This is a genomic window from Frigoribacterium sp. RIT-PI-h (genome assembly GCF_001297205.1).
Lineage (GTDB): Bacteria > Actinomycetota > Actinomycetes > Actinomycetales > Microbacteriaceae > Frigoribacterium.
This window is the reverse complement of sequence record NZ_LHOZ01000088.1, coordinates 1-12,448: the sequence shown is the minus strand read 5'-3', so window position 1 is coordinate 12,448 and position 12,448 is coordinate 1. Positions and strand designations below refer to the sequence as shown.

Annotated in this window: 10 protein-coding genes; 1 reads left to right on the top strand and 9 read right to left on the bottom strand. The window is 72.6% G+C overall.

The window, feature by feature from the left end:
- Positions 1–111: 111 nt before the first annotated feature.
- Positions 112–1,086 (top strand): XdhC family protein, encoded by a 975-nt coding sequence (locus AEQ27_RS13235; protein WP_054147084.1) that lies wholly within the window; start codon positions 112–114, stop codon positions 1,084–1,086.
- A gap of 73 nt (positions 1,087–1,159) precedes the next feature.
- Here the strand turns inward: AEQ27_RS13235 and AEQ27_RS13230 are convergent, their stop codons facing one another.
- From AEQ27_RS13230 to AEQ27_RS13190, 9 genes are all read right to left on the bottom strand, one after another.
- Entirely contained in the window at positions 1,160–3,292 is a 2,133-nt protein-coding gene (locus AEQ27_RS13230; RefSeq protein ID WP_054147083.1) for a xanthine dehydrogenase family protein molybdopterin-binding subunit, read from the bottom strand.
- Positions 3,289–4,416, bottom strand: a complete 1,128-nt coding sequence (locus tag AEQ27_RS13225; RefSeq protein ID WP_082383530.1) for a xanthine dehydrogenase family protein subunit M — start codon at positions 4,414–4,416, stop codon at positions 3,289–3,291. Before AEQ27_RS13225 ends, AEQ27_RS13230 begins: the two co-directional genes overlap by 4 nt.
- Complete coding sequence (locus AEQ27_RS13220) at positions 4,413–5,018, bottom strand: 2Fe-2S iron-sulfur cluster-binding protein (RefSeq protein WP_054147082.1); 606 nt, start codon at positions 5,016–5,018, stop codon at positions 4,413–4,415. The genes AEQ27_RS13225 and AEQ27_RS13220 overlap by 4 nt, the downstream gene beginning before the upstream one ends.
- Positions 5,019–5,142: 124 nt before the next feature.
- Positions 5,143–5,382, bottom strand: coding sequence for a hypothetical protein (locus AEQ27_RS18115; RefSeq protein ID WP_152970369.1), 240 nt, complete (start codon positions 5,380–5,382; stop codon positions 5,143–5,145).
- 115 nt (positions 5,383–5,497) lie between these two features.
- Positions 5,498–7,606, bottom strand: coding sequence for a hypothetical protein (locus AEQ27_RS13210; RefSeq protein WP_054147080.1), 2,109 nt, complete (start codon positions 7,604–7,606; stop codon positions 5,498–5,500).
- Positions 7,607–7,676: 70 nt separating this feature from the next.
- Entirely contained in the window at positions 7,677–8,732 is a 1,056-nt protein-coding gene (locus AEQ27_RS13205; protein ID WP_054147079.1) for a glycosidase, read from the bottom strand.
- A 174-nt stretch (positions 8,733–8,906) separates the two neighbouring features.
- Positions 8,907–9,797: a carbohydrate ABC transporter permease gene (locus AEQ27_RS13200; RefSeq protein WP_082383529.1), complete on the bottom strand. Its 891-nt coding sequence runs from the start codon at positions 9,795–9,797 to the stop codon at positions 8,907–8,909.
- 1 nt (position 9,798) lies between these two features.
- On the bottom strand, positions 9,799–10,809 hold the full coding sequence (locus tag AEQ27_RS13195; protein ID WP_054147116.1) for a carbohydrate ABC transporter permease: 1,011 nt from the start codon (positions 10,807–10,809) through the stop codon (positions 9,799–9,801).
- Positions 10,810–10,820: 11 nt separating this feature from the next.
- The gene (locus AEQ27_RS13190; protein ID WP_369813660.1) at positions 10,821–12,122 is read right to left on the bottom strand and encodes a sugar ABC transporter substrate-binding protein; all 1,302 of its coding nucleotides are present in this window, start codon (positions 12,120–12,122) and stop codon (positions 10,821–10,823) included.
- Positions 12,123–12,448: the final 326 nt, after the last annotated feature.

The following is a 12,448-nucleotide window of genomic DNA, read 5'->3' as shown; positions in this document are numbered from 1 at the left end:
GGCGTCCGACGTCTCGGTAGCTTGCGGGGCCGAGGCCGTGACACCATCAGAGCCTGGCTCCACCCGACGCCACCCGCTCGCCCGCCCGCCCGCCCGCACCCCAGGAGCCCCGTGTTCGAGATCGCCGACCGCCTGCTGGCCCGGCTCGACGCCGGCGAGCGCCTCGCCGTCGCGACGGCCGTGTCGGTCGTGGGCAGCGCGCCGCGCACGGTCGGCACGTCGATGGCCGTCACCGTCGACGGCACCGGCGTCGGCAGCGTCGCGGGCGGCTGCGTCGAGGGCGCGGTCTACGAGATCTGCACGCAGGTGCTCGACGACGGCACGCCGCAGCTCGAGACGTTCGGGTTCAGCGACGAGACGGCGTTCGAGGTCGGGCTCAGCTGCGGCGGGCGCATCGAGGGGCTCGCCCGGCTCGGCACCCCCGATGACACCGAGACGATCGCCGCCCTGCGCGCCGCCGCTGCCGGGCGGGAGGCGTCGGCCCATGTCGTGCTCGGCCCGGTCCGCACCGGCGAGGTCGTGCCGACCGTCGACGACTGCGAGGGTCTGCGGGTCTTCAGCGAGCGCTCGGTGCCGCCGCCGCGCCTCCTCGTCTTCGGGGCGGTCGGGTTCGCCGTCGCCCCCCGCACCGCCGGGGCCGTCCTGGGCTCCCGCGTGACGGTGTGCGACCCGCGCCCCGTGTTCATGACCCGCGCGCGTTTCCCGTCGGCTGACGACGTCATCGTCGAGTGGCCGCCGAACTACCTGGCGCGCACCGACGTCGACGAGCGCACCGTGATCGCGGTGCTGTCACACGACGACCGGTTCGACGCCGACCTGGTCGAGGCGGCACTGGCGTCGCCCGCCGCGTACGTCGGGGCGATGGGTTCGCGGACGACCCACGACCGTCGCATCGCCGCGCTGCGGTCGCGCGACGTGGGCCCGGACGCGCTCGCACGTCTGCACTCCCCCATCGGGCTCGACCTCGGCGCGAGCACGCCCGAGGAGACCGCCGTGTCGATCCTGGCCGAGGTGCTCGCCGTGCGTTCGGGTGCCTCGCGGGCCCCGCTGCGCGACCGCGACGGCAGCATCCACCTGATCCGCTGAGGCGAGACCCCAGGTACTCGCCGAGACCCCCGTGCGCGCACGGGGGTCTCGGCGAATTGCTGGGGTGTCGGCGCTAGTACCGCGTCGGCAGGCCGGCGAGCAGCTTGTCGGGCTGGATCGGCAGGTCGCGCACCCGGATGCCGGTCGCGTGGGCGACGGCGTTCGCCACCGCGGCGGCCGCGCCGACGTTGCCGATCTCGCCGATGCCCTTGCCGCCCATCGGGGCGAGGTGCGGGTCCTCCTCGTCGAGCCACTCGACCTCGATCGAGCCCACGTCGGCGTTGGCCGTCACGTGGTACGTCGCGAAGTCGTGGTTGCCGTAGTCGCCCTGGGTCGGGTCGAGCATGCCGTGCTCGTGCAACGCCATCGACAGGCCCATGGTCATGCCACCGATGAACTGCGACCGGGCCGTGCGGGCGTTCATGATGCGCCCGGCCGCGAAGACGCCGACCATGCGCGGCACGACGACCTCACCCGAGTCGAGGTCCACGCGCGCCTCGACGAACTGGGCGCCGTAGGCGAAGCGCGAGTGGTCGCTCATCGCGGCGATGTCCTCCTCGATGTCGACGACGACCTCGAGACCTTCCGGAGGCACGGGCTGGCCCTGCGAGAGCAGCTCGGTCACCTGCCGACTCGCCTTGGTCACCGCCCACCCCCACGACGCCGTGCCCGACGAGCCGCCGGCCACGCCTGCGGTCGGAAGCCGGCTGTCGGCGATGTGCAGGTCGACGAGGTCGAGGGGCACCCCCAGCTCGGCCGCGGCGATCTGCGCCATCACGGTGCGGGCCCCCTGGCCGATGTCGGTCGCGTTGACGCCGACCTCGAAGCGACCACCCGGCAGCGCGGTGACCCGGGCACCCGCGGGCATCACGCTCGCGGGATACGTCGCGGCGGCGACGCCCGTGCCGACCAGCCAGCGTCCGACCCGGTGCACGGCCTGACGCGGGTCGCGGCCGTCCCAGCCGAACAGCTCGGCCCCACGCCGCAGGCAGTCGACGAGGTGCCGGCTGCTGAACGGCTGCCCGGTGTGCGGGTCGACCTCGGGCTCGTTGCGGACGCGCAGCTCGACCGGGTCGAGGTCCAACTTCAGCGCCAGCTCGTCCATGGCGGACTCGACGGCGTAGATGCCGGGGGCCTCGCCGGGCGCACGCATCCAGCGCGGCGTCGGGACGTCGAGTCGGGCGAGCCGGTGCGTCATGAGACGGCTGGGCGCGGCCCACAGGTGCCGGGTCGGCTCGGCCGTCTGCTCGGTGAACTCCTGCAGCGTCGACGAGTGCGACCACGTCTGGTGCGACAGCGCCGAGAGGTGCCCCTCGGAGTCGGCGGCGAGACGGATGCGCGAGATCGTCGGCGTGCGGTAGCCCGCGATCGCGAACATCATCTGACGCGTGTAGGCGACCTTCACCGGACGACCGGTGAGCATGGTGCCGATCGAGGCGAGGACGACGACCGGGCGGGCCGAGCCCTTCGAGCCGAAGCCGCCGCCCACGTGCTCGGCACGGACGCGCACGGCGGACGGGTCGAGCGAGAACAGCGTGGCGAGAGACGTCGCGACGCCGCTCGTGCCCTGGTTCGAGTCGAGCACGTCGAGCTCGCCGTCGGACCAGGTGGCGACCGTGGCGTGCGGCTCCATCGGGCTGTTGAACAGGGCCGCCGTCTCGTACGTCTCGTCGATCACGACGGACGAATCGGCCATCGCCGCGTCGACGTCACCCTGCGAGGTGTCGGTCTCGAAGCCCGCGTTGACGGTCTCGGGGGCGTACAGCGACGGGTGGTCGATGCTCAGCACGACGTCGATGCCGCCCTCGTCGTACTCGAAGGCGAGCGCCGACGCGGCCTCGCGGGCGGTGTCGAAGGTGTCGGCCACCACGAGCGCGACGGGCTGGCCGCGGTAGGCGACCTCGGCCGACTGCAGGACGAGCAGCTCACCGTCCTCGGCGTCCTCGAGGTGCGGAGCCTGCTCGTACGTGATGACGTCGTGAACGCCGGGCATCGCGAGCACCTCGTCGCGGTTCGAGCCGGTGATCGTGCCGGTCGTCACCGTCGACTGCACGATCCAGCCGTACAGCACGCCGTCGGGCGTGTGCTCGTAGGCGTACCGGGCGGCACCCGTCACCTTGTCCCGACCCTCGAGCCGGGCGACGGGGGCGCCGAGACCCGTGGGGACGCTCGTGTCGACCGGCGTGACGACGTCGACGGCCGTCACGACGCGCTCCCCTCGGTGCCGGTGGCATTCCGGGTGCCGGGCTCGACGTCGGCCGCGACGCGACGGGGCGACCCGTTGGCGCCGGTCGGGCGGAACGGTGACGGGTCGACGTCCTCGGCCGGGTCGTCACCCTCGTGGTCGAGGCCGGCGAGCTCGCTCAGCACGCCCACGACGAGCCGGGTCAGCAGCGGCACCTTGAAGGCGTTCTGCTCGGTGGTCGTCGCGGCGGCCAGCTCGAGTCGCGCGGCGGCCGCGAACGAGGCGAGCGTCGCCGGAGAGCCGACCAGCGCCTCCTCGGCCTTGCGGGCACGCCAGGGCACGGGCGACGCGGCGCCCAGGGCGATGCGCACGTCGGTCACGAGACCGGCCTCGTCGACCGAGAGGGCGGCGGCGACCGAGCCGAGGGCGAAGGCGTACGACCGGCGGTCACGCGCCTTGCGGTACGTGGAGTTCGTGGCGACCGGCAGGGACGGCAGCTCGACCGCGGTGATCAGCGCTCCGCCCGGCAGGTTCGTGTCGCGGGTCGGGTCGTCGCCCGGCTCACGGAAGAACTCGTCGATCGGCAGGCGCTGCTCGCCCTCGACGGTCTCGAAGACGACGACCGCGTCGAGCGCCGCGAGGGCGACGGCCATGTCGCCCGGGTGCGTGGCGATGCACAGGTCGTTGACGCCGAGGATGCCGAGTTCGCGTGACAGCCCCGCGATCGCGCCGCATCCCGTGCCGGGTTCGCGCTTGTTGCAGGGCTTCGTGGTGTCCATGAAATAGGTGCAGCGGGTGCGCTGCAGCAGGTTGCCGCCGGTCGTCGCCTGGTTGCGCAGCTGACCCGAGGCCGCGCTGACGAGGGCACGGGTCAGGGCCGGGTAGCGGGTGCGGACGAGGGGGTGCGCGGCGAGGTCGCTGTTGCGGACCCCCGCCCCGATGCGCAGGCCTCCGTCGGGCAGCTCGTCGACCCCGCCGAAGTCGACGCGGCTGACGTCGACGAGCAGGTCGGGACGCTCGACGCCGAGCTTCATCAGGTCGACGAGGTTCGTGCCGCCGCCCAGGGGCTTGGCGTTCGGGGTGCGGTCGAGGGTGGCGACGGCGGAGGCGACGTCGGTCGCGCGCTCGTACTCGAAGGTCTTCATCGGGTGGCTCCCCCGGTCGCGTCGGCGTCGTGCGCGCAGGCCGCGTCGTGCACGGCCGGGACGATGTTCATGTAGGCCCCGCACCGACACAGGTTGCCGCTGAGACGTTCGCGGACCTCCTCGTCGTCGAGGTCGATCTCGCCGTTGGTGATGTCGGTGGTGACGTGGCTCGGCATGCCGGCCCGCGCCTCCTCGAGCATGCCGACCGTCGAACAGATCTGGCCCGGCGTGCAGTAGCCGCACTGGTAGGCGTCCCGGTCGAGGAACGCCTGCTGCACCGGGTGCAGGGCGTCGCCGTCGGCGAGCCCCTCGACGGTCGTGACGTCACTGCCCTCGGCGCTGACGGCGAGGACGAGGCAGCTGTTGGTGCGTCGTCCGTCGACCAGGACCGTGCAGGCACCGCACTGGCCGTGGTCGCAGCCCTTCTTCGAGCCCGTCAGGTCTAGGCGCTCGCGTAGGGCGTCGAGCAGCGACGTGCGGTTGTCGACCTCGAGCCGGTGCGGGCTGCCGTTCACGTCGAGCGTGATCGTCGTCGTCGGGACGCCGGGCGGGTTCGCGCCCGCGCTCGGTGGACTGGTTTCTACGCTGACCTGGGACACCATGCGTGCACGGTATGCCTGGGGGCAGGCGGGGGCCCGTGTGCTGTCCCGTTTGCGAAGCCCGGGGGGGCCCCACCGGGGAGGCGCGGGCCGGCCGCCGCGGACGGCCCGCCGCCCGGCCCCCGCGTCAGTCGGCCTTGCCCGGGCGGACCTTGGCGGTGTCGGCGACGTCGATGCGGGTGACGCCGTCGCCGCGGTCCTCGGTCGTGATGCGCGGGGCGGCGTCCGACTCGTCCGACTTCGGGGCGCGGGTCAACTGGTCGTGCCGCTTCTCGTCGTCGGTCATGCCGGTCGGGTCGTGGTCGACCTCGTGCCCCGGGCTCGTGTCGCGGTCGGCGGGCCCGGGGGCCTGCGTGTCGTCGCTCATGCGCTCGACCGTCCCCGCGCCTCCTCGGGTCACGGCGCGACGAGACCCCAGGAACCTGCCGAGACCCTCGCGCGCGGCGTGGGGTCTGAGCGGGTTCCTGGGGTCTCGGGGCGCGCTACCGGGTGACGACGGCGAAGCCGCCGGGCTTGACCAGCACGATGCTGCGGCCCTGCACGTCACGCTGCTGCACGAGACGGCCCTGCGCGTCGTACGACGAGGCCGACGACCGGGTGCCGCGCACGCCGACCGAGGCCGGCAGCGGCAGCCGCGAGGTCGACGACAACAGCTCGGTCGTCGTCGCCCGCCCGTCGGCCGCCGTGCCCGCGAGCACGAGTCGCTGCACGAGCGGCCGCACGATCAGGGCGTCGACCACGGTCGCGTTCCGCCCGGCGGTCACGGTGATCGGCGTCCCCCCCGCGCCGATCGGCACCGGCAGCGTCTGGGGCAGCCGCACCCCGGAGGCGGCCGTCCCGCCCCGCGCCCCGGCCTGCGTCGTCAACGTCCCCAGGGGTACGCGCCCCGCCTTCCAGGCCGACGTCGACCGCACTCCCTCGGCGGCCAGCAGCACCGGCTCGACGTGCCGCAACCCGGAGCCCGCGGGCACCGTGATCGTCGCGCTCTGCCCGGGCTCGAGCCGCAAGGCCGAGCCGCCGCTGTACTGCGACTCGCCCGTCCACGCCGAGTCGGGCGTGACGACCGTGCCCGTCGTGGGCGCCGCCGTCTCGGCCTCGACCACCGTCAGGCCGTCACGCGAGGTGACGCTCGTCAGCCCCTGCGCCTCGGCCGAGACGTCGGGAGCACCGTCGAGGGCGATCATCGACAGCAGGCCGTGGATCGTGCTCTCGGCCCCGCTGTTGCGGTTCACCGTGCCGTCGGCCTGCACGCCGTCGAACGTCACGCCGGTGGCCGGGTCGTACACGGGGGTGCCCGAGCGGTTCGTGCCGAAGTACCAGCTCGCGGCGACGGCCGCGATCCGCTTCAGGCCCGGCGCACCCGCACCGGCGCCGGCCACGGCGAGCGCCGACTGCAGCCGCGAGTCGGCCCCGTAGGCGATCTGCGTCTGGTCGACGGGCGTCGGGTACCAGGCGTTGTCGGGCCCGCTCGCGCTGAGCAGCGTCGTCGTGAACGAGGTCTGGTCGAGCACGGCGGGCTTCAGCAGGTCGGGTCGGCCGAGCGTGGTCGACGCCCGGGCCAGGGCGACGGGCATCTGCGACGACCAGGCGTGCCACATCGAGCGGGACTTCGCCCAGGGCAGCACGGCTCCGTACGGCCAGGTCTGCCCGTCGCCGGACGACATCGCGGCGACGCCCTCGGCGAGCTGCGTCAGCGCGGTGCGCGAGGCCGCGTCACCCGGCACGACGGCCGAGTAGGCGGCCAGCCCGAGGACGGCCTCGGCCGAGGCGTCGGCACCGGAGCCGATCAGCCACGCGGGCACCTTCGCCCCGTCGGCCACGTCGTACTGCCCGTAGCGGGCGAGCGTCTCGCGGTTCAGCGCCGTCACGCCGAGTTGCAGCCGCTGCTGCAGGAACGCGGCGAACTCGGGGTCGTCGTCGGCGAACGCGGCGTATCCCTCGCCGAACGCCCAGATGCTGCGGGCCAGCCAGTAGCTGTTGCCGCTGTCGGAGGGGTCGGGCAGCTCGACCGGCACCGGGCTGCGGTTGAAGGTGCCGTCGGGCTGCATCCAGAGCACGACGTTGCCGGCGTCCTCACCGGTGGTGGTCTGGAAGTACGCGGTCGCGCGCAGCAGCTCGTACGCCTTGTCCCGGCTCGCCTCCGAGCCGGTCTGCCGCCAGTCGCGCAGGTACACGACGGCCGTCCGCGAGACGTCGTCGCTGTTGTAGGCGCCCTGCCCCCAGTACCCGGTCGCGGGGTCTAGGGGGCCGCCGCCCACCCGGGCGAAGGTGCCACCGTCACGGGCGTCGGCGTAGGTCCACGGCACCGTGAGCGTCGGCTCGCTGCTCTGCCGGTAGGTCGAGTGGCCGGCCTCGGGCGCGGGCGTCGTCCGGTCGAGCAGGAAGTCCAGGTGCGCCAGGTTCGTCAGCGGCGCCACGGCCGGTGCGGCCGTCGGCGGGGCGGTCGGCGCGGTCGGCGCGGCCGTCCCGCTCGGCGCGGACGCCGGTCCAGGAGGCGCGGCGGCAGCAGGCAGCGCCCCCGTCACCCCCAGCACGGTCGCCAGGGCCGCGGCCAGTGCCGCGCCCGTCCATCGTGAGTTGCGTGCGATCATCGTCGACCGCCTCCTTCTTGTCGTGGTCTGCTGTCGTCGGGCCGTGCTCGACGTCGGTGTGTGAGGGAGCTCAGGCCCGGTCGAGGCGGGCGACGCCGATCTTCGAGTCAGCCATGCCGTAGAACACGTACCGGACGCCGTCGACCTCCTCGATCGCGGTGGGGAACACGACGTTCGGCACGATGCCGTCGCGTTCGTCGGCGGTCTCGGCCTCGAGCAGCGGCACCTCCGACCGGGTGACGACGCGCGACGGGTCGTCGGCGTCGAGGATGATGCCGCCCGCCGCGTAGTTCACGTTCTGCTGCTGGGCGAACGCGTCCTCGATCACCCCGGTGACACCGTGGTGCAGCAGCAGCCAGCCCTCGTCCACGCGCAGCGGGGGCGGGCCGCCACCGATCTTGAGCTCTTCGAACGGGAACTCCGGCCCCGCGACGAAACGGTGCTGCCCCCACCGGGCCAACGCCCGCGGGTCGGCGGCGACGGCGTCGACCGGCACGTAGCTGATCCAGATCGAGTGCCGCCCGTCGGTGACGCCGGCCGGCAGCGGGCTGCCCTCGCCCGGCACCGTCGCCCCGATGTGCCACATCGGCCGGTGCAGCACGGCGAAGCTGCGCACGCCGTCCGGCGCGGTGACCGGCGACGGGAAGAACACGGTGTCCTTGTTGTGGAACAGTCCGAGGTCGGTGTCGAGCTCGTCGACGTACTCGAAGGTGGCCGGCCCGAGTCGTCTCCAGTCGCGCAGGTCCCCGCTCACGGCGACCGCGGTGCGCGGCCCGAGCGGTCCGTAGGCGACGTAGGTCATCACGTGCAGCCCGAGCGCGTCGATCCACGTGACGCGCGGGTCCTCGACGCCGGCGTGGGTCGCGCCGCGTTCCCACCCGCGGTCGGGGGCGAGCACGACGCCCTCGCGGGTGACGCCCACGGGCACGCCGTCCTCGACGACGACCCGGGCCAGCCCGATCCGCGACACGTTGCCCGTGGCCACGAGCCGCGGCAGCAGGTAGAGCTCGCCGTCCGGCCCGCGACCCGAGCCGGGGTTGAGCACCCCCTCGGCCTCGTCGGGCGAGTCGGGGTCGGGGGTCATCACGACGCCCAGGCGGGTCAGTCGGTACGGGAAGTCAGCCATGGGAGGCCCTTTCGAGAGGCGGGAGGCGACGGAGGCGCGGCGCGAGGGGGGATCGGACCGCGCCTCCTGCGGTGGGGGCCGCCGGCACGGCGACCCGGTCTGAGGGTGGGGAGCCGAGGAGGCGCGGCGAACGGTGGTCGCGCACCGCGCCTCCTCGAGGCCGGGGGTTGTCGGTCAGCCCTTCACGCTCGAGCCGACGTCGGTCGAGATGAAGTAGCGCTGGAACACGATGAACAGCAGCACGACCGGTGCGGCCAGGACGACGGCGCCCGCGAGGGTCGCGCCGAACGGGTTCGCCGCGGTCGCCGCCACGTTGCTGATGTAGTTCGCCAGCGACACGGCGAGCGGCTGCATCGACGCCTCCTTGGTGATGAGGAACGGCCAGAGGAACTCGTTCCACGGGCCGATGAAGGTCAGCAGCAGAGCCGTGACCAGCGCGGGTCGCACGAGCGGCAGCGCGATGTTCCACAGCAGCCGGAACTCACCGGTGCCGTCGATGCGTGCCGCCTCGAACAGCTCCTTCGGCAGCTGCAGGAAGTACTGCCGGAAGATGATCACCGCCGTCGAGTTGATCGCGAACGGCAGGATCATGCCGAGGTAGTTGTCGCTCAGCCCGTAGTTGCGCGCGATGAGCACGTACAGCGGGATGATCAACAGCTGGAACGGCACCACCTGCACCAGCAGCGCCAAGGCGAAGGTGACCCCGCGACCGCGCCACTGCAGCACGGCCAGCGCGTACCCGACCAGCACGCCGAACACGAGGGTGCAGGCGAGCACGCCGACCGTGAAGATGCCCGAGTTGAGCAGGCCGCTCAGCAGCCCGATGCGGCTGTCGATGGCGGCGTAGTTCTCGACCGTCAGGTTCGACGGGTGCGGGAACGCCCCGGCCACGGTCGGGTCGGGCTTGGTCTGCAGCGAGCCGATCACCATGTAGTAGAACGGGAACAGGAACGCCAGGGCGCCGAGGGCGAGCACGACGCCACGCAGAGTGGTCTGGGCCCGGGTCAAGGGCGGCCTCTTCGCGATCCGCCGGGGGCGGGCGGTGGTCTCGTCGGAGACGGTCATGTCAGTCCTCCTTTCCGCCGGCGAACCGGTTCTGCAGCAGGGCGATGACCAGCACGAGGATCACGAGCACGACGCCGATCGCGGCGGCCTGGTCGGGGTTCCCCTGCTCGATGCCCTTCTGGTACATCAGCAACACGGGCGAGGTCGACGCGCCGTTCGGCCCGCCTCCCCCGGTCAACAGGTACGGCTCGGTGAAGAGGTTCGCCCCCGTGACGGTCGAGACGAGCAGCACGAGCACGGTGGCCGGCCGCACGCCCGGCACGGTGACGGTGAAGAACGACCGGATCGGGCCGGCGCCATCGCTCGAGGCCGCCTCGTACAGCTCTTTCGGCACGTTCTGCAGCGCCGCGAGGTACAGCAGGATGTAGAACCCGAGCTGCTTCCACGTGACGAACAGCGCGATCGAGGGCATGGCCCACGCCGAGTTGATCAGCCACGACGGCGTCGGGGCCAGCGGTCCGAGCAGGTTGTTGACCAGACCGTCGCCGTTGAACAGGAACAGCCAGACCGCGACGACGGCGACGCTCGCCGTCAGGTACGGCACGTAGAACGCCACCCGCAGGAAGCCCCGGAAGTGCGCGACCTTGTCGAGGGCGGTGGCGAGCACCATGCTCAGCACCACGGTCAGCGGCACGTTGATCACGAGGAAGACGCCGACGTTGCCGAAGGACCGGATCACGGCGGGGTCGGTGAACGCGGTGACGAAGTTCTCGAGGCCGACGAAGGGCCGCGCGACGACGGCACCGGGCGCCGTGAAGAAGTAGTCGTGGAACGCGATGTAGACCGCGTAGACCAACGGGTACGCGAACACCGCCAGCACGAACACCAGGTAGGGCGCGCTGAACAGCAGGCCGAGCGGGTGCTTGCCGAGCAGGCCGCCCCGCCGACGCCCGCGCGGGTCGTCACCTCGGCGACGGCCCGCCCGGTGCCCGGAGCCGGGACCCCCCGAGGAGGCGCGGTGCGCCTCCTCGGCTCGTCCGGCGGTCGGCGACGCTGCCGCCGCCTCGTGCACGGTGGACACGATCAGCCCTGAGCCGCGAGCTCGTCGATCTTGTCCGCAGCGTCCTTCAGCGACGAGTCGACGTCACCCTTGCCGAAGATCACGCTGCTCGACCACGCGTCGCGGAACGCCTGCAGCTCGGCCACGGTGTTCGGGCCGGCCGGCACCTCGACGGTCCGGGCCGCCTGGTCGCCGAAGAGCGCGTACGAGGGGTTCGCGTCGAAGTAGTCGGCGTAGGTCGAGGCCAGGTCGGTGCGGATCGGCATCTGGCCCGTGGTCTCGAGCAGGGCGCGGTCCTGGTCGCTGCTGGTCGAGAACTTCAGGAAGTCCCACGCCGTGCCCTGGTTCTCGCAGGCCGTGTACATGCCGACGTTCTTCGCGTCGCTGAACGTGTAGGTCTCGTCGGCGCTCGTGCCGTCCTTGGTCGGGACGGGCACGGCACCCCAGTTGACGTCCTCGTACACGGAGACGGCCCACGGCCCGACGATCGACATCGCGGCCTCGCCGTCGGCGAACGAGTCGCCCGTGTACTGCTCCTGGCCGGCCAGTCCCTGCTCGTAGAGCGAGCGCCAGAAGGTCGCGACGTCCTCGCCGGCGGTGTCGGCGAAGGTCGCCTTGCCGTCCTCGACCAGGCCGGTGCCGCCGGTCTCGGCCGCGTAGAGCGGCATGAAGTCGAACTGCGACTGGAAGAACTCGCTCGTCGGCGCCGGGTGGATGGCGTATTTCGAGACGCCCGCGTCGACCAGGGTCTTCGACGTCGCGAGGAAGTCGTCGTAGGTCGACAGGTCGGGGTTCTCGGCGTCGAGGCCGGCCTTGGTGAAGAGGTCCTTGTTGTAGAAGATCATCACCGGGTTCGACTTCCAGGGCAGCTGGTAGTACTTGCCGTCGGCGTCCTGGTACTGCTTCGCGAGGTCGCCGCTGCGCTCCTCGATGTAGCTCGCGCCGTCGTCGAAGCTCGACAGGTCGACCAGACCGCCCTGCTTCTGGAACTGCCCGACCGCGCTGGGGGCCGTGTTGTAGACCAGGCAGGGAGCGTTGCCGGCCGTGATGGCGGCGCCGATGACCTCTTCGCTGGACTTGCCGGCGGGGATCTCCTGCCCCTTGACCTGCTCGTCGGGGTGGTCGGCGTTCCAGGCCTCGACCATGGCCTTGCCCCAGGTGACCTCCTGCTCGTTGTTCGAGTACCAGATCGTGATGGGGCCCTTGGCGGTCAGGGCGTCGCTCGAGGCTCCGCCGCCGCCCGAGCAGGCGGTCAGGCCGAGGGCGGCGACCAGGACGGTCGCGCCGAGGGTGGCACGGCGGGTGAAGCGTGTGCGTCGTTGCACGGTGTTCTCCTTGGGTGGGGTGGTGCTGCGGGTGTGACTAGGGGGTCGTGTGAGGTGCGGGGGTGTGGGGGTCGGCGGGGTCGGCGCGGGCTGCGTCGGCGCGGTAGAAGTACAGGTCGCGGTGGCCGGCGGGGACGCCGGCCGCGGGCGAGGGTGACGTGCCCGCGGTCCTCCGGGCGGCCGGCCGGGCCGGGCGGGCCGCCCGTGGTCAGGGCGAGTTGGTCGCCCGGGCGGTCGACGTCGTACAGCGCCTGGCTCGCCGCGAAGACCCCGGCGACGTCGTGGAAGGCGTCCAGACCGATGTGGCCGTCGCCCGTGTCGGTCGG